This window comes from Nitrospira sp., from assembly GCA_024998565.1.
GTDB lineage: Bacteria > Nitrospirota > Nitrospiria > Nitrospirales > Nitrospiraceae > Nitrospira_A.
In genome coordinates this window covers 166,134-189,107 of record JACOEM010000003.1, presented here as the reverse complement: position 1 = coordinate 189,107, position 22,974 = coordinate 166,134, and the positions used below count along the sequence as shown (strand labels likewise).

The 22,974-nt window shown below is 59.5% G+C and carries 21 protein-coding genes; 3 read left to right on the top strand and 18 right to left on the bottom strand.

Features of this window, described 5'->3' with window-relative positions:
• Positions 1–19 precede the first annotated feature (19 nt).
• The 7 genes from glgC to H8K11_07300 all read right to left on the bottom strand — a co-directional run bounded on the left by glgC (position 20) and on the right by H8K11_07300 (position 6,419).
• Entirely contained in the window at positions 20–1,279 is a 1,260-nt protein-coding gene (gene glgC / locus H8K11_07330) for a glucose-1-phosphate adenylyltransferase (protein ID MCS6263557.1), read from the bottom strand.
• A gap of 43 nt (positions 1,280–1,322) precedes the next feature.
• Positions 1,323–2,756 (bottom strand): cytochrome B6, encoded by a 1,434-nt coding sequence (locus tag H8K11_07325; GenBank protein ID MCS6263556.1) that lies wholly within the window; start codon positions 2,754–2,756, stop codon positions 1,323–1,325.
• A 479-nt stretch (positions 2,757–3,235) separates the two neighbouring features.
• Positions 3,236–3,769 (bottom strand): HAD hydrolase-like protein, encoded by a 534-nt coding sequence (locus H8K11_07320; protein MCS6263555.1) that lies wholly within the window; start codon positions 3,767–3,769, stop codon positions 3,236–3,238.
• A gap of 273 nt (positions 3,770–4,042) precedes the next feature.
• On the bottom strand, positions 4,043–4,243 hold the full coding sequence (locus tag H8K11_07315; GenBank protein MCS6263554.1) for a hypothetical protein: 201 nt from the start codon (positions 4,241–4,243) through the stop codon (positions 4,043–4,045).
• 184 nt (positions 4,244–4,427) lie between these two features.
• On the bottom strand, positions 4,428–4,775 hold the full coding sequence (locus tag H8K11_07310) for a hypothetical protein (protein MCS6263553.1): 348 nt from the start codon (positions 4,773–4,775) through the stop codon (positions 4,428–4,430).
• 25 nt (positions 4,776–4,800) lie between these two features.
• Positions 4,801–5,364 (bottom strand): vitamin K epoxide reductase family protein, encoded by a 564-nt coding sequence (locus H8K11_07305; GenBank protein MCS6263552.1) that lies wholly within the window; start codon positions 5,362–5,364, stop codon positions 4,801–4,803.
• On the bottom strand, positions 5,361–6,419 hold the full coding sequence (locus H8K11_07300; protein ID MCS6263551.1) for an NAD(P)-dependent oxidoreductase: 1,059 nt from the start codon (positions 6,417–6,419) through the stop codon (positions 5,361–5,363). Before H8K11_07300 ends, H8K11_07305 begins: the two co-directional genes overlap by 4 nt.
• A gap of 407 nt (positions 6,420–6,826) precedes the next feature.
• On the opposite strand from H8K11_07300, the gene H8K11_07295 reads away from it, so the two are divergent.
• The gene (locus H8K11_07295) at positions 6,827–7,678 is read left to right on the top strand and encodes a hypothetical protein (GenBank protein MCS6263550.1); all 852 of its coding nucleotides are present in this window, start codon (positions 6,827–6,829) and stop codon (positions 7,676–7,678) included.
• 19 nt (positions 7,679–7,697) lie between these two features.
• Here the strand turns inward: H8K11_07295 and H8K11_07290 are convergent, their stop codons facing one another.
• Positions 7,698–9,083 carry a sigma-54-dependent Fis family transcriptional regulator gene (locus tag H8K11_07290; protein MCS6263549.1) on the bottom strand — a complete coding sequence of 462 codons (1,386 nt, stop codon included), beginning with the start codon at positions 9,081–9,083 and terminating at the stop codon, positions 7,698–7,700.
• A gap of 581 nt (positions 9,084–9,664) precedes the next feature.
• Between H8K11_07290 and H8K11_07285 the strand changes: the two genes are divergently transcribed.
• Entirely contained in the window at positions 9,665–10,033 is a 369-nt protein-coding gene (locus H8K11_07285) for a hypothetical protein (GenBank protein MCS6263548.1), read from the top strand.
• Between the two features lie 94 nt (positions 10,034–10,127).
• Here the strand turns inward: H8K11_07285 and H8K11_07280 are convergent, their stop codons facing one another.
• The 8 genes from H8K11_07280 to H8K11_07245 form a co-directional block, all read right to left on the bottom strand.
• Positions 10,128–10,475: a DUF2294 family protein gene (locus H8K11_07280; protein MCS6263547.1), complete on the bottom strand. Its 348-nt coding sequence runs from the start codon at positions 10,473–10,475 to the stop codon at positions 10,128–10,130.
• A gap of 74 nt (positions 10,476–10,549) precedes the next feature.
• Positions 10,550–10,750: a hypothetical protein gene (locus H8K11_07275; GenBank protein ID MCS6263546.1), complete on the bottom strand. Its 201-nt coding sequence runs from the start codon at positions 10,748–10,750 to the stop codon at positions 10,550–10,552.
• A gap of 410 nt (positions 10,751–11,160) precedes the next feature.
• Positions 11,161–12,567: a sigma-54-dependent Fis family transcriptional regulator gene (locus H8K11_07270; protein ID MCS6263545.1), complete on the bottom strand. Its 1,407-nt coding sequence runs from the start codon at positions 12,565–12,567 to the stop codon at positions 11,161–11,163.
• Positions 12,568–12,647: 80 nt separating this feature from the next.
• Positions 12,648–14,621 (bottom strand): PAS domain S-box protein, encoded by a 1,974-nt coding sequence (locus H8K11_07265; protein ID MCS6263544.1) that lies wholly within the window; start codon positions 14,619–14,621, stop codon positions 12,648–12,650.
• 113 nt (positions 14,622–14,734) lie between these two features.
• The gene (locus tag H8K11_07260) at positions 14,735–15,058 is read right to left on the bottom strand and encodes a P-II family nitrogen regulator (protein ID MCS6263543.1); all 324 of its coding nucleotides are present in this window, start codon (positions 15,056–15,058) and stop codon (positions 14,735–14,737) included.
• 68 nt (positions 15,059–15,126) lie between these two features.
• Positions 15,127–18,477 (bottom strand): DUF2309 domain-containing protein, encoded by a 3,351-nt coding sequence (locus H8K11_07255; protein ID MCS6263542.1) that lies wholly within the window; start codon positions 18,475–18,477, stop codon positions 15,127–15,129.
• Between the two features lie 36 nt (positions 18,478–18,513).
• A complete protein-coding gene (locus H8K11_07250; protein ID MCS6263541.1) occupies positions 18,514–20,184 on the bottom strand; it encodes an NADH-quinone oxidoreductase subunit L in 1,671 nt (556 codons plus the stop codon).
• Positions 20,185–20,387: 203 nt separating this feature from the next.
• On the bottom strand, positions 20,388–20,678 hold the full coding sequence (locus H8K11_07245; GenBank protein ID MCS6263540.1) for a hypothetical protein: 291 nt from the start codon (positions 20,676–20,678) through the stop codon (positions 20,388–20,390).
• 219 nt (positions 20,679–20,897) lie between these two features.
• Here H8K11_07245 and H8K11_07240 point away from each other — a divergent pair, with 219 nt between their 5' ends.
• Positions 20,898–22,241, top strand: coding sequence for an IS110 family transposase (locus tag H8K11_07240; protein ID MCS6263539.1), 1,344 nt, complete (start codon positions 20,898–20,900; stop codon positions 22,239–22,241).
• A gap of 5 nt (positions 22,242–22,246) precedes the next feature.
• Here the strand turns inward: H8K11_07240 and H8K11_07235 are convergent, their stop codons facing one another.
• Both H8K11_07235 and H8K11_07230 read right to left on the bottom strand, forming a co-directional pair.
• Positions 22,247–22,489 (bottom strand): hypothetical protein, encoded by a 243-nt coding sequence (locus tag H8K11_07235; protein MCS6263538.1) that lies wholly within the window; start codon positions 22,487–22,489, stop codon positions 22,247–22,249.
• A complete protein-coding gene (locus tag H8K11_07230) occupies positions 22,486–22,785 on the bottom strand; it encodes a hypothetical protein (protein ID MCS6263537.1) in 300 nt (99 codons plus the stop codon). The genes H8K11_07235 and H8K11_07230 overlap by 4 nt, the downstream gene beginning before the upstream one ends.
• Positions 22,786–22,974 lie beyond the last annotated feature (189 nt).

Sequence of the window (22,974 nt, the reverse complement as noted above, 5' to 3'; positions counted from 1 at the left end):
GTTGAACCTCAGCCGGCTCTCAGTGGGACGACAATCGGCGCTTGAACAGCTCAGTCCGAACGTCCGGCTTGGGAAACACCATGACATCGGAGGCCATCCAGGGAGCGTTCGGTTCGGCCTCACGATCCCCATGCCCCAATTCGACCCCGGCCGGAATTGCATTGTTCCGGTCGATCACAACTCGACGCAGATGCGCCTTCGCGCCGATCCTGGCATGATCGAGAATGACCGAATCTTCTATGTGGGCACCGGCTTCGATCCGCACATGGCGACCAATGATACAGCGGCGAATGTCCGCTTCGATCAAACGGCTCCCCTCTCCGACCACCGCATGATCCAGATAGCAGTTCACTACACTGGCGGGAGGGCCGAATGACGGCTCACTCCGGATGGGCCACTCCGGATTGCGCAAATCGTTGAGCGGCGCGTCCCCGAGCAGGTCCATGTTGGCTTGCCAATAGGCGGGAATGGTCCCGACATCCCGCCAATACCCCGGCTCCTCGTAGTACGCCAGTCCGGGGATTTCGTTCTCCTGAAAGTTGTACGCCATCACTCGTTCCTGACGGATGAGGCGTGGAAGAATATCTTTTCCGAAATCATGCGACCCTTCGCTCTCCGCGTTCTCCTCCAAGGCTCTGATCAACACGTCCGTATTGAACAGATAGTTGCCCATGGACGAGAGGGCGCGATCCGGTTGTCCGGGGAGTCCTTTGAGATCCGAGGGTTTCTCCTCAAATCCGACGATCCGGCTGTTCCGATCGATCTCGACGATGCCGAAACCCTGCGCCGACGCCAGGGGAACCGGCAGGGTCGCGACCGACACCTCGGCCTCCCGCTCCTGATGAGCACGGACCATCTGGCGGATGTCCATACGGTAAATGTGGTCGGCTCCGAACACCGCCACAATGTCGGGAGTAAACTCATGGATCAGATTGAGGTTTTGGTACACGGCATCCGCAGTGCCTTCATACCAACCGCGATGCAGATTCATCTGCGGAGGAACCACCGTGACGAACTGCCGGTCACCATCGCCGATACGCCAGGCTCGTCGGAGATGCTCGATCAACGATTGCGAGCGGTATTGGACCATCACATGCATGGCGATGATCCCGGAGTTGTAGAAATTGCTCAGGACAAAATCGATGAGACGGTACGTACCTCCGAAGGGCACGGCGGGTTTACTGCGTACCTGCGTCAAGGGCATCAATCGTTCACCCTTGCCGCCGGCAAGAATCAAGGCCAGGACACGAGGTTGGTTGAGACGCGCATGAGTTCCCATATGACTCCTCGGCTACTATCAACATGCTGCGGACGGACGTGGACTACAGCGCGCGCATAAACGCCACCAGCGCAGACTTTTCGTCGCGATTGAGTTGGAGGCCTGCCACGAGGTTAAAAAATTCAACCGTATCCTCCAACGTCAACAATCGCCCATCGTGGAGATAGGGCGGCGAATCCTTGATTCCCCGTAACGCGAACGATTTGATCGGACCGTCGGCCTCGGCACCGAATCGTTCCAGAAACAGATCGTGGAGCATGTGATCGGTATAGGCCGGCGGCTGATGGCAGGTGACACAGCGCGCCTTCCCGAAGAACAGGTCCTCGCCTGCGATCTCCCGCTGACTCGCCCGTGCACGATCCAACCGCCCGGTCATGGGATCCAGCTTCGGCGCCGGTGGAAAATCGATCATGTTTTGGATTTGCGCCATATGTGCCACCTGCAGACGGTCAATGACGTTCATCCCTTTCTTCATCGCGCGGATCGGATCGCCGTTAAAATAGGCTGTCCGTTGTTCGAATTCGGTGAAGTCCTCGATGGATCTCAAACTTCGCTTTGAACCGTGAACCTGTTGATTGAACATCCCCCTGAGACTGACCGTATCCAGCCGTAACCGGTCGCGTTGAGGGCGGGTGTCCGGATTGAGATGAAATTGACCGGTGGTGTGAAAATTGACATGGCAATCCAGGCAGGCCACGCCCAGACTCGGCTTGGGAGATTTCCGATCCGGTGTCAGGTTGAATTCTTCCTGCGGGAACTGGGTCACTAACATCCTCAATCCATCCAACTGAACCGGTGTAATCAGTCCGCGAAACAAGCGATCGAAATTGTCCGCGCTCAGCACTTCTCCCTGCGAGACATCGCCCAATTCGGGATGGGTGGTCAGGAAAATCGGCGGGGGAAATTCGGGAAGAAAGCAGTCCGGCAGGTCGAAGTCCACATCGAAACGTTCGAGCCGGGGAAATTGTTCCACCTGTTTTTGAGGAAACACCTGGCCGCCGACTTCGTGTTTGACGTGCGGTAACCGCATGAATCCAGCCGGGAACACTTTCTGCCGCCGGATGTCCTCGGCGCTCATGTGCGAAAGTTTCTCCCAGGTCATACCGTCCTTCAGCTGTACCGTGGGTCCGATCGGCTGAGGTTTCCCCTTGGTCATCATGATCCCGGTCTGGGTCTTACATTCGAGCGTATAACGTGTCTGCAACAACGCAGCGTGATCCGCCATGACCTGTGGCTTGTCCGCCCTGTCTTTCTTCATCACTTCATCCGCTATGTGAGCCGTCGATTGACCGGATGGCGCGCCGAACAGATCGTAAGAAAAGTCTACCCCGTCGAATCCCTTCTCCTTGGTTTTCTCGATCGCAGACTGTGAATGATTCCGCTTCTCCTCGCCATGTCCTTGAGCCGCCAAAAACACCACCCCGGACGCAATGGCGACGCCGAAAACAGTCGCTCCCATAACCCCCGCTGTGGCCATTCGTCTTCTTCGGAACGTGCGCATGTGAGACCTCATGTGGGTGTCAGAAGCATTCGCGGTCGGCGTCAGTGAGTCTCAATCTACCGGCGCACAGCCTATCGAACTACTAGGTAGTTCCCTGGCGACGAAGACCGGTACCGTCAATAACCAGGGTTGCCCCTAGTGATGTCGCTGAGAGGTATTACCGTACGATCGCAGGTGTGATTCAGGGGCACCGAACCGGAGGACACACCATGCATTGTCATCGTTGCAACAATCTGATGTTTCCGATTGCTTTACAGGACTGGGGCGGCGGATTGATGAGGAAGGATTCGCCCGCATGGCGTTGCTTCGCCTGCGGAGAGATCATGGATCAGCAGATCCGGGACAACCGGAACAGGGACCATGGCAGCGAGGAGGCGCGGCACAACAGAGGAGCACGCCATCGTATCAACGCCGTCGCCTTGCAGCGATAGACCGGACCGACCAGGAATGGTGTTTCAGTCGTCCTGGTCGGATTCCTCATCGGATACCGAGGCTACGGATGCCCGGCCCGCGTGCACGATCAGACATGCCGTTTCCCAGATGTCACCGGCAATGAGATCGGGCCAACGCATGGCGCTCATATCCCAAACAGTCTCACTCCCGGTCAACCAGAGGATGGTGTTGCATCCCAGCAAGCGACCCACTTCTATGTTGTCCAGCCGGTCTCCGACAAGCCACGAGCGGCCCAGATCAATGCGCAACGCCGCCGCCGCATCAAGGAGCGGTCCAATCCGTCTACTGAACGGCGCCTGCCTGGACCGACGGACGACAGCTTCACATGTTCCGTTTCCCTTATGGCGTTCGGCGTAGACGGCAAGGGGGTCCGAGGTGAATAAGACAATCGTGAACCCTGCCAGGGTCAAGAGACGATAGGCTCTCCGCTCCGCCTCGCCGGCCGTAGCTGAAGCCGCCCGAGAGTACATTCCGTCTCTCCCGAGCATCTCTCTCGTGAAGATAAACACCGCCTTCTCTCGCATTCCGGCCAACATGTCGTGCTTCAGGCCTTTGCTGGGCGCCTCGACTTCCGGTGAGACCCTGTGGACCTCGACTTCGCGCGTTGAGAGCCTGGTCTATCGGACTTCCGCGCCTTCGACAGGCCGATAGCCACTGCCTGCTTACGAGATTTCACCGCCCGGTTACCTGCTTTCATGTGCTCTTCTCGTCTTTCACGAAAGGACCGCTCGCGTCGCCGCAGCCTTTCCCTGCCGCTTCCTTTCGCGCGATTCTACGAGCGCCTTTTTTCGGTAGGTAAATTTCCTCGGTTATGGCGTAGCCGGCGTAGGGTCGTAGCCCTCAAATGGATGCCGCCCGATCGTCAGCACGACCGCCACCAGCCCTAACAGTAGAATCAGATAGAATCCCACCCTGAAGGCGTCAGTGTACGGTGTGTTGAACACCCCAAACGCATACAATGCCGTGAGGATCATTCCTATCAGCACCGTGGCGACGAGCAACGTGACCATGACGTCACCTCACTTTCATCGGTGGGTTTTCATCACGCGGGTCCCTTTGTGGAGGCTCATCGGAGGGTGGGTCTTGCCGCGGAGGAGGATCATCCGGAGGTTCCTGCCTTGGCGACTTTTTACGACCCGGCTCTCTGACTGGTGTTGCAGCGTCCATGGGTAGATCTCCTTGACCTGTTCACGTTCACCGCTCAGCCTGTCTCCACAATGACGTCCAGCCTCCGCCGAAGCGATCTCTCAGAGGCGTTCGAACCAGCGCCAGTGATATTGCCGCAATCCCGACGGCGAGGCTGCCGCAAGCCCGTTCGTCGGGATACTCCAGAAGAAACGGTGCGGCGACGAGCCAGACACCCAGCACAAGATTGGCCCATTGCACCGCCCGCAGGCACTCCGATTTCGCGATCGCCCCGAAGGCGGCCATCCACACCCCGACGAACTGGTTGCTGAGGCGGGCATGGCCGCCATACCCCATCACATCCGGGGCCGCCGCCAACCAGACTCCGAGCATGCCGGTCACTGCCGGGGGCCACACGATCGGGCCGCCTTTCTTTGGATGGTTATCCGCTCCATACCGCCTTGCCCTCGCCTTTCCAAAAGGTCGTCCACACCGCTTTCCTCTGCTCTTTAGCCCGTTTCAGGACCTGCAAACTGGCCAACACTTCGTCCATCGCCGGTCCGATCATCACAACGGAAATCACGGCCGACAAGAGACACAATGTGCACCACGCGTGCAAAAGAAGCGGTTGGGCTGTTACCAGCAGGACACTGACCAACCCCAACGGCCCTACCGCCAACCCGAACAGGACCACCATCCAGGGCATGGTTTTCCACCGTGTGGTCCCACCGACAGCACCGGCCACGGCATCGATCCCATACGCCATCGCGCCGAGAATCGCATCCGGTACCGGAAGCACTCGTGAGAGCGGCGAATGCAACACGGTCTCGCTGCCCCGCCCGAACCACGGTTCCCAGACAGAGTCGAGGATTCCCCATTGATAGAGCCCGAGATACCCTGAAATGAGAAAGCCGAGAATCGCCACGCCGATCAGCCACAGACGTTCGGACCAGCTCGACGGGTTATAGGTCCATCCGGGGGGTCGAAGAGAGTCGGTTCCCGTCACTGTGTCTCCTCCAGCTCAGCGGGGAGGCTCAACTGATGAGCTCGATACCAGGCCACCGGGTCCCGCTTAAGCGCATCGATCATCTTCGGCAGCGTGTCCCGGAGTGAATGCCGGGGCTCCCAATCGAGCCACGCCTTGGCGCGACTCACGTCCAAGGCGTAATGATCGTCGGCAAAATCAATCATCCAGGGTTTAATGAACGGATCCTCCAACAGCGGCGTCACCCCCTGAAGCCAGGCGCCCGTCTTGGCCACCATCTTTGGAATTCGTACGGTGTCCCATTCCTCGCCATGCAGTAGCCGGCCGAATCGGTGCTGTAATTCGTCGTATGTCAGCGGCTCCGGCTCACCCAGCAGCATCACGGCCTGGTCAGGCAGACTCCGGCGACGTTCGACCACGCGCACGATGGCGTCTACCAGGTCTTCGAGATGCAGAAAGGATTGGCCGTGGGAGATATGACCGGGAAACATCTTGCTCGTAATGTGACGTTCATTGATGCGCTCGATTTGATGTGCCAGTGGAATCGAGTGACAGTCATCGTCATACACCCCGGCGATTCGCAAGACGGCCGTCGGATAGTCTCCCCGTTCCTTCTCAAGCACCCGCTCCGTCTCTACTTTCGATTGCGGATAGGGCCAACGAGGATCGAGCGGCCAGTCCTCGGTGATCGCCTCTCCTGGTTCGCAGGGTTTATGCACGAGCATCGTGCTGGAGAAGATGAATCGCGCCACCCGGAACCCGAGGGCATGCAGGGCGCGAAGCAGGCGTCGGGTCCCCTCGACCGTGACTTCACTGTACTTGGAACTGGGCTCACCCGAGAAATCGAAATACGCGGCCAGATGAACAACCGCGGCGATATCCGAGCCAAAGCGCCCTTTAACCATGGTGAGGGCCTGGACGACGCTGTCGTCCGAGGTGAGATCACAGGGGATATTCTCCACAGAGGAGGGCGGATGCGGTTCGCCGGGCCGGTCCAGTCCTGCCACTCGAAATTCAGCAGACAGCCGGTCCGCGGTTCGAGCGCCGATGAGCCCGCTGCTTCCCGTCACCAACACGAATTCCCTCATTGGCGTAGTTTGCATAACACCTGTACTCAGCAAGAGCGATGCCGAAGCCGCTTCAGAGAACGCCATCAGGCATGACGGCCTTTTCATTGGCGTGAACAGACGAATCCCCGCCTACAGAGGCCCCGTTCAGGCCGGAGAATGCTTCTCCTCACGAGGACTGAGATCTGACTCGTGTTCAGCGACGGCTTTCAGTTCGGATGAATTGTCCCGTGCGAGACATTTTGTCCCCGAGATCAGGCGATCTGGCGCTTCATGACAACCGGCCGTATTCGTGGGTGACGCCCTCTGCCTCTGGCCCTCTGGTCGAACGGAACACTTCACGATGGTTGGGCCTGAAAAGGCGCAGCTCTTGCTAGGAGAGTAGGCGTGACCACATTCACCATGAGGGAGTCATCATGAAATATATTGCTCGCAGCGCATATCCAAACACCGGCATTCGCGTGATGCTCTGTTTCGGTCTCATTGGACTGTGGGGTTCCTTGCTGCCGATGGCGAACTCAGCGGAATCCGGACAACGTATAAATCCGGGCGAAGGAGCTCAATTGCGAGACGATGCGGAGAAACTCCTGAAAGGGAATCGCTCTGTGTTAGGCAAGGTGCTGGCGATCACGTCGGATCAGATCAAAGTCGACATCGGGGAAGTGCAGCCCCGCTTCCTTCCCCTCAAACAGGCCCAGCAAAAAGGGTTTCCTGGTATCACGGAAGGAGATGATTTGATCGTCGTACTGAATGCGCAAAATCTGTTGGTGGACTATCACCCGCTGGACGGGCAAGCCAGCGCCCATACGATTATTCGAGGAGAGATTGCGCAGAACCTCCTAGTGGGTCAGGAGCAGGTTGTGATTAAGTCCGCCGGGAAAGAACTGTCCTTCACCATCCGTTCACAGGTGCGCAGCAAAGTTGCCGCGATACCCGTCGGCGTGGCCGCTGTGTTCCTGATCGATGAGACGAATCAGATTGCGGATGTAGGACTGTCAGGTCGACAGACCGGCAAACAGGCCGAACGACTCACAGACTCCATGCCTCCCATCAAGGGGGCACACAAGCAGATAGACGGAACCGTGACCAGCCCGCTCCGGGCCGATCGCATTACCGTGCGAACGGCAAATGGGTCGGAGAAACCCTTTGAAGTGCGGGAGCTCATTCACTCAAAACTCGCCGCTCTTCGTAAAGGGGATGCCGTCATTCTGCTGCTGGACACGGAGAATAAAGTGATCGATGTTGCGGTGCCTCCGCCAGGACGGTGAGTCAGAATGCGTGGGCTGCCTAGCCGCCGCCATGCGTGGTAGCGGCAGTCGCCATGCCGTATTGGCGGAGTTTCCGCAACAACGTCTTTCGATGGATGCCGAGAATGACGGCCGATCGGCCTACATCATGCTGATGCGAATCCAACACCCGCAGGATGTGGTCCCGCTCCAGATGCTCCAGCGTCACCCATCCCTGATCGCGCGCGAGAGATTCCGGCGCAGGGTTCTTGACGGCCGGAGGAAGATCTTCCGGACAGATCACGGCATGCGGACTCAGGGCAACGGCTCTCTCAATCGCATGTTCGAGTTCCCGAACGTTGCCCGGCCACCAGTGTCGGCTCAACAATTCCATGGCCTCCGGGGAGATATCCTTCACCGGTGGCGTTTTTATCGCCCCGTACAGGTTGAGGAACCGTTGGGCCAGGGCAGGAATGTCCTCTGGGCGCTCTCTCAAGGGCGGTATGTCGATCGTGACGACATTCATTCGATAATAGAGATCTTCGCGGAATGTCCCTGCGCGGACGAGAGGTTCGAGCGGCAGCTTGGAAGCGGCAATCATCCGCACGTCCAACGATGTCGAGGCGCTGCTGCCGACGCGCCGAATCTCCTTTTCCTGGATCACTCGTAAAAGCTTGCCCTGAAGAGCGGGCGACAAATCAGCCACCTCGTCCAGAAAACAGGTCCCGGAATGTGCCTTTTCAAGAAGACCTTTGCGCGACGTCACCGCTCCGGTAAAAGATCCACGTTCATGTCCGAATAATTCGGATTCGAGCAGGGTGTCTGCCAGGGCGCCCCCATCGACGGTCACGAAAGGGCCTCCGCTACGAGGACCACTGGCGTGGATGGCACGAGCGATGAGTTCCTTTCCGGTGCCGCTCTCGCCTTGCAGCAACACGGTGCAGTCGGTTTGTGCCACCCGGGCGATCGCCTTATACACATGCACCATGCCGGGACTACTGCCGATGAGGCTGCCGAACGGAGAAGCGTCATCCGGCTGTCGGTCCGAGACAGCAGGACTTTTCGAACACGGAGCGGAATGTTCCAGTGCCCGTCTGGCGACGCATCGCACTTCATCGACAATAAATGGTTTCGTCAAATAATCGAAGGCCCCGGCCTTGAGCCCTTCTACTGCAGTCCTGAGAGAACCGTTGGCCGTCATCAACACCACGGGCATATTCGGGAAGCGTGTACGCATTTCCGTGAGAAACGTCAGGCCGTCGGCTTGAGGAAGGTGCAGATCCGTCAGAGTCAGATCCGCTGAACCCTGCTCGAAATATCGCCGTGCGCTTTGCGGGTCACGCGCGGATGACACGTTGTAACCCTCATGGGACAAAATGTCGCGCAATTCCTGCGCGGCGTCGGCGTTGCTGTCGACGAGTAGAATTCGGGCCAGTGAGATGGTCATCAGTCAACGTTCCTGAAGGCAACAAAGAAGCCCGGTATAGAAATTGTAGCTACCCCCCGAGAGCAGCATCGTAACCTGGAAGAAACCCTGGCCCCCGATGCAGGTCAGCATAAGATCGACAAACCGAGTGACAAAGCAGGCAAACAGGACATGAAGCAATTGCGCCGCCACCATCACGTATGCTCCGGCATCCCCGCAGGATGCTCTGCTTCCTCGCGCTCTGGAGCGCCGTCATCTCTTCCAATGCCAGCGCTCAGATTTTTCAAAAACCAGAGCCCATTCCACCTGCGCCTCCTCAATAACCTCAGTTGCTCCCGATGTTGGGTTGTGACGAAAATGGTGGTCTCCTGCGGAGGACAGGTTGTCCCGCGCGGGATACTTTGCCCGCCTCGCGACTGCGCCGTTGACCTCCCCCGCGCTCCAGCGCGCGAATATCAAAGGCCTGCGCTCTCCGGCATACGGTTTGCTCCATCGTCCGGTTGAGGCACGGCCGAATCACTCACAGGCCTTGAGTGCCACGCTCCGGTTGAGAGTCGTCTCACGGACAGGTTGCTCTCGCCCTCCACAAATGAGGCAGAGGGATGAAACACCTGAGCTTGTGTGGGCTGATGGGAGTGGTCACGGCAGGAATCTCACTCCCCTGCGAGGCGCTGGAGTGTACCGCAGAGCGACTCTCCCGAACCGGTCAGGATGTTCACCACGCCCGGATCTTCTACCGAGACCACATGTGGCGATTGGAGTACAACGAGCCCGGTGCTGTCACCGGTGGGCTCGTCGGAGCGCTGATCAGTATCAATATTCCTGAAACCGCGGCCATCCATTACAAGCAGGCGGTACACAGGGGCGATGTACTCATCACCGTCATAACCGACGGGGAGCCCCGGAAGATTCAGAATTTGCTGACTTCCGCAGAGGCCGGCACGGACGTGCAATCGAAGCCCCCAGGATGATCCCCGGCCGCATGGGTTCGTCGACAAAAACCTGAAACGGGATGAGCGCTAAGGAGTGGAAGGAGGGAACCGCCGGAAGAGTTCCCGGACACATTCAGAATCTGATCGCGATGCGGCTTTGCCCCGAGAGGGGGTCGAGGGTGGTGACCATTTCTCGTACTTTCCGCTCCACTACCGGTTCGATACGTTCCCTGAGAATGTCCTCACAGGATACAAACATGGCTTCATGCACTTGGCGAAGCAAGGCGCACCCCTCCTCGGATCGGGCCAATCTCATTTCAGCAGGAACGGATCCCTGTCTCGTAAGGGTCACGTCAATTTCATCCGGGGACATCTGAACCCGGACATGCGCATAGTTTGACTTCATGAACTCGGTGTGAAAGTTCAAGATCGCCAACATCACGGCATATTCGATGTCCGCCTTACTCCGAGCCTGCGCCATATTGACCTCTCACCTGTGGTGATTGCAGCAATTCCGGCACCGTCTCTCAACTTCACAGCCTGTCCAGCGGCTCCTTACGACGTCGCCGTCACGACTGCAAGCCTGGCCCGTTCTCCGCGAGGCTCCACACGGGCCTGCCGATGTTTCAGAATGACTGGATCGACAATATCACCGCACATGAGGCAGTGCATGGCAGGAAATCCCTGCCCCTGCGTTTCGGCTATATGATCGTAGATCTCGGCATACATCGGGCTGTTGCATCGCAAGCAATTCATAACCGTCTCCATGGTGTATCTGCTGGTGCTGTCAGGCACAGCCGTAATGTCTCCTCGATCACCGTGCAAACCTCAGTCCACGCAGGTATGGCGACAGGACTGCGCTCCCTGTGCCGGTATTTCTCGTGAAAATGAGCGATTCTAGCCAGGCCTCGACCGGTTATGACGGGAATCACCGACCGCACCGGCTTGATTGCCTGCCCCATGGTGTGTGCGCGCGCACGGATGCACGAACAAGCGTGCACGGGTACCCGTCGACTGGTGCCGGGGAACACAGGTGCGGCGGGCCAACTTCGACCGTAACCATGTGCATGGCGGCCTGTGAGAGCGGCTGAACCGGACCGAAGTCGGGAGCAGTCGGGTCTGAATCGGTCAGGCGGAGGAATCGTGCGGGAATGGGGGGTGGAACGTCAGACCCGGGGTTTGCGGCGACGATCCAACATCCACCGCGTCACCCCCAATTGCTTCGCGGCCAGGGTCTTGTTGCCGCCGGATCGCGCCAGGACCGCTTCGATGATCCGATCCTCCAGATCGGCCAACGATTGAGTTCCGACCCGAAAACTGATGTGGACGTCCCCGGAATCGGATCCGTCCGCCTCAGCGGAGGAGGCGTCCAGAGGCGCCGCGGCCGGCATCGGTCGAGCCGCCTGAACATCGATGGGAAAATTCGACGCCTCCAGCGTCGTTCCGGAACAAAACAGGACGGCCCGTTCGATGAGGTTGCTGAGTTCCCGGACATTGCCGGGAAGGTGATAACCCCGGAGCAGAACGTGCGTGCTTTCACCAAGGCTCCGCACAGGCTTCTTGAGCGCCAGCGCGGAGCGATGCAGGAATTGCTCCGCCAAAGGAATGATATCCTCCCGCCGCTCGCGGAGCGGGGGCACCGTCAGAGTCACCACATTCAGGCGGAAGTACAGATCTTCCCTGAAGTCCCCTTTGGCCACGGCCTCTTTCAGATTGCGATTGGTCGCGGCCATCACCCGCACATCGATAGGAATATTCATGGCGCCGCCGACTCGCCGGATGGTGCGTTCTTCCAGAACACGAAGCAATTTGGCCTGAAGGGCGAGGGGCAGGTCGCCGATCTCGTCGAAAAAAATGGTGCCCCCTTCGGCCATCTCCAACAGGCCGCACTTTCTGCCGGTGGCACCCGTGAAAGACCCCTTCTCGTGCCCGAACAACTCGCTTTCGAACAGCTCGCGTGGAATCGACGGGCAGTCGACTTCGACGCAGGGTTTGCCGGCGCGCGCGCTGTTGTAATGGATCACGCGCCCCATGTACTGCTTGCCGGTGCCCGTTTCGCCTTGCAACAGCACGGTGACGCGGTCGTTCTTCACCAGCTCATGCACTTGGGCAAGAAAATTTCTGGTGACCGGGCTTTTGGCGACTACGCGATCGAGCGCGTACCGGGCGACATCCTGTCCGCTATGCAACTGCACCTGACGCTGCAGTGTGAGGAGCTCCGTCGCCCGGCGCAGCGTATGGAGGAGGTCGTCCATATCGATGCTCTTGGCGACAAAATCAAACGCGCCAAGCCGCATGGCTTCCACCGCATCTTTCACCGTCCCTCGCGCCGTCAACACAATGACCGGGAGGGCAGGCAACTGCTGTTTGACGCGGGCGAGCACGTCCAGGCCGGACAAATTCGGCATCACGAGATCGACAACGAGGAGATCCGGCTCGAACGACCGCAGCAGACCTAACGCCTCCTCGCCTGAACCGGCCGTCTGGACCATATAGCCCTGGTCACGCAGGCGCAGCGCAAACGCCTCGCGGACGGAGGCCTCGTCTTCCAAGAGCAAGAGATGCCAGGCCATCGTCAGGCAACCCCCGGTTGATGGCGATACAGGCGCATCACACAGAACATCTGAAAGAAGAAGGCACTTTTTACCACTGGCTACGCCTCATGTTTCAGGGGAATCCACACCTCGACGACCGCTCCCTGTCCCGGCGGACTCTGAATGACGAGCTGCCCATGATGTCGTTCGACAATGTCCCGGGTAATGGTCAATCCAAGTCCCACACCCTTGGCTTTGCCGTTTGTAAAGAACGGCTCATAGATGCGCTGTAGATCCTCGGCAGGAATCCCTTTGCCCGAATCGGAAAATCGAATCAAGAGACCGGGCATGCGACGGGTCTCCGGAGCGAGAGCGACGTGCAAATTGCCGCCGTCCGGCATGGCGTCGATGGCATTCATCACGATATTGAGGCAGACCTGCAGAATATGGGCTCTCGACACGTCCACAGCCGGCAGATCGGATGCGAATGAGGTTCGGACCACAATGCGATTCTTCGTCAAGTTCGGCCGGAGCAGCGTGAAGGTGTCGTCCAGCACCGAGCCCAGATCGCAGGCAGCAATATCGAAGGGCCGAGGCCGCAATTGGCCCAGGTGAGACTCCAGAAGTGCATCGATACGCGCTGCCTCTCGGGCGATCAGCCGGCAACGGTCGCGGGCTTCCTGCGGAAGGGAGCTCTGCTCGGCCATGTGCGTGGCCAGGCTGCCGAGGCCGATGAGCGGATTCCGGACCTCATGCAAAATTCCTCCGGCCAGTTGCCCGACCAGCTTCACCTGTTCGGTATGGCGAAGAGCTTCCAACATCTGTTCGCGCTCGCTGAGATCCGTCAGGATGGCCATGAAGTACTGCGTCGTACCGTCCGAGGCCTTCACCGGGCTGACGCTTTCCCAGACCAGGAACTCCGATCCATCCTTGCGACGATTGACGAATCGTTCGACAAACGGCTGCCCGGCACGAATCGATTGCCACAGCCGTTCATAAAAATCAGGCGGATGTTTACCGGATTTGAGAATGACAGGACGCTGGCCCAGCGCCTCCTCGCGCGTCCACCCGGTCATCCGCTCCAGAGCCGGATTCCATTCCAGAATCCTGCCGGCCGTGTCGGTCATCATCACACCGTCCTGTGCGGAGAGAAAGAGCCGATGATAGAAATCTATCTGCGTCTCTTCGTGGCGCCGACGCTCCAACACCGCACCGATGGTGTTCGCCATCGTGCAGAGAAACTCCTGTTCCTTCTGGCTGAATTTGCGAACCCGTTTCGAATGGGCGGTCATCACCCCGTAAACGCGGTCCTCGACCAGCATCGGCACGCACATCCCCGCCACCGCGCCATGTTCCGTGAGCAACTTGGACGCGGAGAACCTGGTTTCCCGCCGAAGGTCATCAACCATGACCGGGATTCGCTCGCGAATGGCGTAGCCGGCTTGAGAATGGGTGCCGCCCTCGATCGTCAACTTGCCGATGAGGTCATCGCGCAACCCGCTCCCCGCCATGATGTAGAGCTGACCATCCGTCTGGCGCGGCACCAGGATCTTGCACAGCTCCACCTCCAACGCGGCCGCCGTTTCCTTCACGGCCTCATTCATCAGTTCCTGAGCCGAGACCCCACTGACGCCCAGCGTGCCGATCCGAGCGAGCACCGATTGGAACCGCGCCACTTGCGACGCATCCTGCGAGAGGAGCACTCGTTCAGTCACATCCTCCAGCACCATCAACACGCCGCGCTCACCTCGATACGGGACCACGTTGAACCGGCACGCATAGTGGAGAGGCCGCCCGTCATGGGCCGCCAGTCGGTAGTCCACGCTCTTCCGTGCCCCGAGATCGCGTTGGTTCCACGCAATGGCATCATCGAGCAGGCGTTTTCGTAGCGCATGCTCCTGCCCTTCCGGGGATAGCGAGACACTTTCCACCAATTCCGCGAATTGAGAATTTTCGAAGATCAGCAGGCCCTTGCAGACGAAGCAGAGCCCCCCGTGAATGCAATCGCTGAGCCAGGCCAGCACCTCCGCGGCGGCGATCTCGGACCGGACCGGCCGGGGGACCTTGGAACGACTACGATGAGAAGAAGTCATCTCAGCCCTGCTCGTCCGGGAGATCACGTGATTGACTCGCACGCTGCTACGCGCGAGTCAGTATACCGAGCAGGCGCGACCCCGTCGAGAGGAGGAAAAAGGCTTCCTCTTCCCTATGGGGCCACGAAATGGTCACGGCGAGTCACGGCCACATCACTTACGAACATGGCTCCCGAATGTTTGTGGAACACCGGCCCGAGGCCCGCGAGAATCGGCTCGATCCGCTCCTCCGGAACGACGGTAAACACAATCACCTGACTGCTCGTGTCGTCAAACAACAGGTGGCCTTCATGGAATCCATGATGACCTTTCCCAGAAACATTGTTGATGATCGTGTACCCGGTCGCCCCTACCCGGTCCAATAGACTGGTGACGATCTTCAAATGCTCCCCTTCGATCACAATGCGAATCTCTTTCATCGGATGCAGCGTCAGCATACCCCGATCCCTCCCTCCTACAGTTCCGCCTCTCACGATCACATGTCGTTCCTACCCGAGCGACACCGCTATGGATGCGATGTCGCCGGGTTCTGTCTTTCTCCCAGCCTCGCTGCAACTTCACAGTCCTTCCGAAAAACGGACGGATCCGGTTGGCCAATGCCATCTGCCGAGAACACCGGACGCCTTTCGGACTCCTTCAACACCGGCTGCCAGCCCTGCATGATGTCATAGTGATAAAACTTCGCTTCGCCCGGTTCACAGACAACCAGCGAAACCCATTCGTTGTGGAATAACCGCTCAAGACCCGGATGTCTCGCGATCACCGCCTCGACACGCGTTCTCGGCGCCTCAATCACGGCCAACAATCGCATGGGCTCGTGGTAGGGCGCCGGGCCGTCCAGAACAGTCTGTGCCGGAAGCCCCAATCGAAGGTCGCCGGTGGCGCCGCTCATGACCCCGACACGCCCGACGATATTGTGGTACACCTTGCTTCCGCTTCCGTAGACCTCATTGTCCACGGTAGAAAAGTAGTGCTCCATGTTGATCCACTGCGCCACGATGAGCGGCGCCGTCATGATCGCTTCCAGCAATTTCCCGGACTCGTCCTGCCGGTAATCGTAGGAATGGAGAAAGGACCGGCCTTCCAGATTTAACGGTCGCGTCAGCTCTCGCCGGCCGATGATGAGAAGATTATTTTTGGACAGGCCCCACTCCGGACGCACTTGCGCCCAATCCACACTTCTGCGACTGGCCCTGGTGAGCGGATCTTTGCGTTTCGATGTGCTCGCCGGCCCCTCTAACGCCAGACCTCGCTCCTGCGCCGATTGCGCCCCCGCTTCCTGGAGATCATCCAACAACCGGAGAAGGTCTTTACGGTGTGTCGCCGGAACATCTTCCAAGTCGACGATCCTGACATCGTTCCTTGTCGTGTCATGTGCCGCGGCCACGAAATGCGAATCGACCGGAATCTTGATGCCGCGCCCTTCCAACACCTTGCGCACCGCCTGATTATTTGCCATGGCAGCAAAGGCCCGCGCATTCGGCAGGCCGCTGTTGCCTCCGCAGGCGCCGCAATCGAGTGCGGACTCATAGGGATTGTTGTCGGACGTGCTCCCGTGTGAACACATCACAACCAACCTTGCAAACCCGGAGGTGAACCCCATGAGACGGAGCGCCGCCTCCACGGCATAGGCCTGCTCGGATACCGAAAAACCATGCAGGGTGATGCGCTGGAGGCGGGACGACATGCCGCGCGGCGTGAGGTTCAAATCGCGCCGAAATCGTTCATACAGGGCATCCGCTTCGGAAGGAGTCAGGCCGAGACTTTTTGCCACTTCGCGAGTCTTCTGTTCGTCCTGGGTTTCCATCGCCCCAAGGCGGATGGCCTCAATCAAAGTCGGCGTGATGTCGGAGCCCAGCGCGGGAAATTCCCGCCGCAGCGCAGCACGGATGGCCGCGCGCTGCTCCACAGCGACCATCTCTTCCGCCTCGTCTCTGGTCAGCTTGTCGATGGTGAGGGTCGTCGCCAAAGGCGGCAGCCAGAGCCCTTTGAACCAGGAACTCATGCGTTGGTACCACAGGGGAAACAGCGTCTTACCGAAAAACGGGACGCTGAAGAACCAGCCCAGGGCTTCGACCATGACGTACGGCGTGATGACGTTTTCTTTCAGGTCGTGCAGGAGCGTGTGGCCGGCATGACTGAGACGCGCAAATAGTCGATGCCGACTTGCCGCCGCCCCATGGTAGCTGCGCGGGATTTCACGGATATGATTCTTGGGTTTTAGCAACACCGGAGCATGGGTGACCGGATGCTCTTCACCAAACGCCTGATACTTCACCGGAATACCGAAAAACCCTGCCACGCCCAGAGTTTCGTACCCTCCGAGTTGCTCGAGATGACGTCGAAAAATCTCTGATCGCACATCGATGCAAAAGACCATCTGGGCCAGCGGTCGCGAGCCTCCCGCAGGAGGGGCCTGACCATCCGTAACCCGCAACTGGTTCGCGACGCCGGTCAATTGTGCGACCACATCGCGGCGATGGCGGGCTTCCAGTGCTTCCAACCAGCGATGGTTGTGTTGCGCGGGCGGAAACCCGTCCAGCCAGGTCAACACCGTGAGCACGTCTGATGGCGCCGTCTGACTGATAAGTTCGGGGTCGACGCCCATGGCAGTCGCCAGTGCAAGCAACCGCCTCGCATCGCGTTGCATGATTTCTGCGGCACGCCATTCGGCGGTTTGTTCGTACACCTGCCGGCCGATCTCGTTCCACTCTGCCGGCTGAGCGGTCCGATGAAGACGACTCCATGCTTGTATCTCTCTCTCGGCAGACGCAGGCAATCGGCCTGCCACCAGTTGACGCCTCAGCCAGTGCGCATGGGGAGCCTGGTCGATGTAGCTGCGAATCGCATCGTAGTGCCCCGGAAGATCTAACAAGCCGCGGCATCGTAACGCGACCAATTCACGTTCGTAGAACAATCGCACCGCGAGATATTTCACCAGATCGATCGGATACCGCGCCTGCCAGGGATGATGCTGTTCTTCGGCTCGCCACTTGATATACCCCGTCCAACCTGGAAGCGCGGCCAGGTGCAACGCAAAATAGGACTCCCAGGAAGACTTAGGAATTCCCAAATCCGCCAGGCACTGCAAGACCGCTTCTTCCGGCCGCTCGCCCAAGGCATCGATCTTGGTTGCGGCATCATGGATCCCGAGCAGCCGCAGGCCGGCATCATATCGGGCCAGCCGCTTCCAGGCGCGGTAAAACGTCTGCTCCCGTTCCGGCATGACCCAGGAGGCTTCGCCTTCATCCAGGAATACGCCGCACCACTTGATCATCTGCTCATCGATGTCCGCCGCGGCGGACGTACCCAGTGTCCGGTCGCACCAAGTCGAGAGCGTTTCGTGAGCCAATACATCCACGGCCTCCCACGGAACGAGCGGCTCCTCCACTCGAGTACGCGCCTGCGCGAGAGACGTGGTGAGCCAGGCGGTGAGCTCCTCCAGCGATTTCTCTGCCGCCGCATCAGCACCGGACTGTGCCGTCGCAGGATCGTCCAGCCCTTGCACCATGGAATACCGGAGCAAGTCCAGATGTGATAACTCCCGTCCCGCAAACATGACTCGCCGGTCGCTGGCGAGGGGAGCCAACACGTGAGCGATATCCTCCTGACTAATACGACCTTGTGCAAAGTAGCGGCGATAGAGAGCGCCGGCTAGATAGCCTTTTCCGCCGAGCAGTTGCTCCCCCCGCTTGACTGCTTGATCGAAGGGAAGATGCTCCAGACCATGGAGCGGGTTGTGATGGATAAACGTGCGCATGGGCCAGTAGGCGGCGATTGCCTCGCCTGCCAGTTCCACATGGGACCGCAGCTCCATCCGCTGGGCATCTGTGAAGGCGCGTTGTTCGAGTGCCATCCAATAACTCCGTGTACGGCTGCCCGCCCGGCCCGACTAGCGGCGAAAAGCCGTTCGACCGATCATGCGCATCAGGTCCTCGACATAGAGACCGTTGAGAAAGGTCACATAGGCGCGCGCGCGTAGGGTTTCGATCCAGGCCGGCATGAGAAGCTTAACCCCTTTGGCCTTGCCGTAGATCATTCCCCAGGCGGCGATGATCAACAGCACCACGCATCCCACCACGAGATCAAAGAACGAGCGATTCCATTCCGCAGCGCGCATGAACGCCGCCGCCGTCTCATGTCCGGGGTAGAGAAAATGCGTGAACGCCTCGCCCGCCCACAGATACGTAAGTCCGATCACCGCGAGCGCCCCAAGCATCGTTAACGACACGGTCCATGAAGCGCCGGTGTGCAGACGATACAGCGTAAACATCGCCTGCGAGGTTGTGACCCACCCGAAGAAGAGAAAGATCACCGCGCCCTGGGCATCCTGGAGGGGAATACTGACGACACCATGCCCGACGAGCAGGATCACCAGCGGTAACACCAATGTCGCCGCCAGTCCGGTCGTCCACGTCATTGGCGAGAATGCGCCGGCCTCATCCACCTTCGCGGCCGGCGGCAATTTGAACTCCGTCCGCGCCTTATGGATGACCGACCCTGAATTGAGAAACAGGGTCGCCTTGAAGAGGCCGTGCGCGCACAGATGGAACACGGCCAGAGCGAAGGCGCCCAATCCGCACTCCATGACCATATAGCCCATCTGTCCCATCGTGGAGTAGACGAGGCGGCGCTTCACGCTGGTCTGCGTCAACATCGCAGTGGCGCCGATCAAGGCCGTTACGCCGCCGATGACAAACAATAGGTGCAGCGTCGTCGGGGCGAAACTGAACAGGGGCGCCAGTCGGTTCACGAGAAAGCCGCCCGCATTCACGATCCCCGCGTGCATCAAGGCTGAAACCGGCGTCGGCGCTTCGATCGTGCCGATCAGCCAGACATGAAACGGGAATTGCGCCGATTTCGTCATGACCGACAGGATCAACAGCAGGGTGGCGATTAAGGGTACGTTCAGTCCGGCCTGCAGGCCGCTGACCTCGGCTGAGGGCGTTGAAGCGTTCTGCAATCGCGCGAACAGATCCGTCAGATCCAATGTGCCATAGGCCCTGTAGAGCAGCACCAGCGCCACGGCAAATGCCGCATCGCCCAGCCCCTGTGTCCAGAAGGTCTTCCGTCCCGCCTCCCTGGCGGCGCGGCTTGCCGGGTTACAGACCAACAGCGACGAAAGCAGCCAGGTCACCAGGTGCCAGCACAGGAACATCCAGAGGAGATTCCCGCTACTGACGAGACTTAGCAGCACGGACGTGAGGGCGCCCAGGAACGCAAAATATCTGACATAGCCCGCATCGCCGACCATGTAACGCTCGGAGTACACATGAATGATCAGGCTCACGCAACTGATGAGGACCATCATCACCGCCGCCAAGCGATCGACCAGGATCGTATAGGCGAATGGTCCTGAAGGTGCGCCAAGGATCGTCAGACGGATCGGCTCGCCGTAGAACACGATCACAAACGTCGCCACCGAGGTGAGCGCCGCACACCATAACGCTCCGATCCCGATGCGTGAAATGCGTTCTCCCAGTTCTCGCCAGAATAGACCGATGAAGAGCGTGCCCAACAGGGGCGCAAATATCGTCAGCAGGGGAACAATCGCTTCCATCACACGAACATCTCCGACAGTCACGTAGGTTGTGCAGGGGCACCAGCAAGAACAAGGCCCGGGGAGCAAATACCTCTAAAAAGCGGTGAAATGCAAGAAACCACGGAATCAGCCTCTCACCGGGTAGCTGCAAAACGAGCTGTCGCCCTGAAAGCGCCGTGCATCGATGCACAGCCGTGCATATGCGCACGACGTGCGTACTGAAATCAAGGAAGGGAAGGAACGTCGTGCTGAACGAAGAGTCCATACCCCATCAATGAAGGAGGGACCGTACAGAGCAACGCGCGAGCGGTCCATGCGGGATGAGATGAGAGTCCCCGGAGGCAGCTCGTCACCTGGCTGCCCGGCAGAGTCTTACTGAGCAATTGATTGACGGCATTGTAGGCGAAGCTGATGGTCTCGTTCTTGGGCGTGATTCTCGTGAGCAGGTTGTCGTTGCCGTCGTATCTGGTATGACAACGAACAGACGGAGTCGCCCGCTTGCGCGGAACCGTCACAGCGCGTACAGACGTGTGATCGGGTTCGGGGCAAGCGAGGTGGCAACGGGAGCGCGGGGACCACGTCGCTTGGGGCCGGTCGCGTATGCCTATGGGCTGCGAGCCCGCGATCGTATCTGACCGCCCCTGCGGCCCACCCGATTGGCCTACGAGGCCGGAGAGGTAGTTGCCGAGTGGCGCCCCACACCGTCGCCTGCGCTCACACGGAAAGGAGGACGTATGCCCCAGTTTATTGGGCTGGATATTCATAAAACCGTCGTGGCGGTGTGTGTACTGGATGCACACGGCACCGTCTGTACGCGACTCCGCTTTCCCCTCACCCGCGCAACTCTGACTGCCTGGGCGCGCCAGCTGACCGCCGAGGATGCGGTGGCACTGGAAGCGACCACCAATACCTGGGCCGTGGTGGCACTGCTGCAGCAGACCCCGGCGCGACTCGTCGTGAGCAACCCGCTGCGCACGCGGGCGATTGCCACGGCCAAGATCAAAACGGATCGAGTAGATGCCGAGGTCTTGGCGCAACTGCTGCGCTGCGACTATCTGCCGCCGGTGTGGATTCCCGATGCGGCGACCTTGGCGGCTCGACGACTCACTACCCGCCGCAGTGTGCTCGTGGCGGAACGGACCCGACTCAAAAATCGCCTACATAGCGTGCTGCACCAGCTGTTGCTGCCCTGTCCCGTGGCCGATCTCTTTTCCCGCACCGGCCTCGCCTGGCTGGCCACGGTCGAGGTGCCGGCGGCGGAGCGGGCCGCCGTGGACGCCGATTGCCGCCTGCTCACGGCGATCGACCAGGAACTGGTGGCCTTGGAGCAGACGCAGGTCGTCGACGCGGCTGCCGACCCCCGCATCCGACTCTTGCTCACGCTGCCCGGCCTCGATGTCGCGGTCGCCACGGCCCTGCTGGCCGCCATTGGCGAGGTGAGTCGGTTTCCCACTCCCGCTCGATTGGCGGCCTATCTGGGCCTCGTTCCCTCGGTCCGTCAGTCTGCCCAGCACTGTTACACTGGCCACATCACGAAACAAGGCGCCAGCCATGTACGGTGGCTATTGGTCCAGGCGGCCCAACACCTGGATCGCCATCCCGGCCCGCTTGGCGCCTTTGTGCGCAAGCTCCTGCGCCGCAAAAATCGGAATATCGCTATCGTGGCCGCCGCCCGCAAGCTCGTCACCCTCGCCTGGCACGTGCTCCGCACCGGTGCACCCTATCGCTATGCGATGCCCCGTGTCACCCAGGAGAAGCTCGCCCGCCTCCGGCGACGCGCCACCGGCGTACGCCGACGCAGTGGCCCCTCGGCGGGCACCCCCCGCACAGCGACGTATGGCACTGGTCAGCGGACTCGGGGCATCCCGGCGCTGGCAACGGTCTATCAACAGGAAGGGCTGCCCGCGCCCGGTCCGGCTCCCGCGGCGGAGACACGGGTGGTGGCCCTCGACCAGGCCGTCCACCAGTTCGTCACGAGTCTCCACAGTGTGCAGCGTCAACCTCGGTCTGCCCGGTTCACCGCCGAGACATCCGTCGAACGCCACTCGCGCCAGGTGGACAAACCCAAACCAGGTTGACATTGTCAGAGGTAGGTCAACGTGGTCGTCCGGTTCAGTGGATCGGTCGTGGTGAGCAGCCGGCCCAGCGCGTCATAGGTAGAGGTGGTGGTCTGATTCAGCGCGTCCTGGGTCGTGAGCAAGAGGCCCTGCGGGTTGTAGGTGAACGTGGTCACCTGGTTCAGGGCGTCGGTGATCGTCAGCGGATTGCCCTTGGCATCATACGCAATCTGCGTGAGGGTGCCTTTGGGGTCGCGGATGCTGGTCACCTGGTTGAAGGTCGGATGCTTTGAGGAGGGTTGCCTTGATCCTTTTTCAAGCGGTGGGACTCATAGCAGGTTACTTCATCGACGTGCCCACTGCCATCTATGGAGATCTGAGGCGTGCTCGGCACGATTGCCGGAGCCGGATAAGTCAAGAGTTTACGGTGCGCAGAAGGCTCACCGCTTTTAGCAGAATCCATCTTAGTAACATCAACATCCGTAACGTCCATTGGCTTGCCCATCAATTCCCGTACCTTCTCTTCAGTATCTCCTATTTTCACCTTCTCGCACGCCTGAATCATTCTCCGGTGCTCCATAGATTGACCATCACAGCTGACGCTCAGAAGCAACCCGAGTAGCAGCAAGTAGAAACCTCTTCCTTGCGACCACCTCTTTTTCATAACATTTACCTTCACCTATGTGCTCATTTACAAGAGTTTACCGGATCCAGCGGGCAGGAAATATGCTTTCGTTTAGCAAAGAAAGCGCGA

What these genes read in the sequence shown, in the direction of transcription:
- glgC (MCS6263557.1), bottom strand. Translation starts at nt 1,279, where the DNA reads ATGGGAACTCATGCGCGTCTCAACCAACCTCGTGTCCTGGCCTTGATT.
- H8K11_07325 (MCS6263556.1), bottom strand. Translation starts at nt 2,756, where the DNA reads ATGGCCACAGCGGGGGTTATGGGAGCGACTGTTTTCGGCGTCGCCATT.
- H8K11_07320 (MCS6263555.1), bottom strand. Translation starts at nt 3,769, where the DNA reads ATGTTGGCCGGAATGCGAGAGAAGGCGGTGTTTATCTTCACGAGAGAG.
- H8K11_07315 (MCS6263554.1), bottom strand. Translation starts at nt 4,243, where the DNA reads ATGGTCACGTTGCTCGTCGCCACGGTGCTGATAGGAATGATCCTCACG.
- H8K11_07295 (MCS6263550.1), top strand. Translation starts at nt 6,827, where the DNA reads ATGAAATATATTGCTCGCAGCGCATATCCAAACACCGGCATTCGCGTG.
- H8K11_07290 (MCS6263549.1), bottom strand. Translation starts at nt 9,083, where the DNA reads ATGACCATCTCACTGGCCCGAATTCTACTCGTCGACAGCAACGCCGAC.
- H8K11_07285 (MCS6263548.1), top strand. Translation starts at nt 9,665, where the DNA reads ATGAAACACCTGAGCTTGTGTGGGCTGATGGGAGTGGTCACGGCAGGA.
- H8K11_07280 (MCS6263547.1), bottom strand. Translation starts at nt 10,475, where the DNA reads ATGGCGCAGGCTCGGAGTAAGGCGGACATCGAATATGCCGTGATGTTG.
- H8K11_07275 (MCS6263546.1), bottom strand. Translation starts at nt 10,750, where the DNA reads ATGAATTGCTTGCGATGCAACAGCCCGATGTATGCCGAGATCTACGAT.
- H8K11_07270 (MCS6263545.1), bottom strand. Translation starts at nt 12,567, where the DNA reads ATGGCCTGGCATCTCTTGCTCTTGGAAGACGAGGCCTCCGTCCGCGAG.
- H8K11_07265 (MCS6263544.1), bottom strand. Translation starts at nt 14,621, where the DNA reads ATGACTTCTTCTCATCGTAGTCGTTCCAAGGTCCCCCGGCCGGTCCGG.
- H8K11_07260 (MCS6263543.1), bottom strand. Translation starts at nt 15,058, where the DNA reads ATGCTGACGCTGCATCCGATGAAAGAGATTCGCATTGTGATCGAAGGG.
- H8K11_07255 (MCS6263542.1), bottom strand. Translation starts at nt 18,477, where the DNA reads ATGGCACTCGAACAACGCGCCTTCACAGATGCCCAGCGGATGGAGCTG.
- H8K11_07240 (MCS6263539.1), top strand. Translation starts at nt 20,898, where the DNA reads ATGCCCCAGTTTATTGGGCTGGATATTCATAAAACCGTCGTGGCGGTG.
- H8K11_07230 (MCS6263537.1), bottom strand. Translation starts at nt 22,785, where the DNA reads ATGATTCAGGCGTGCGAGAAGGTGAAAATAGGAGATACTGAAGAGAAG.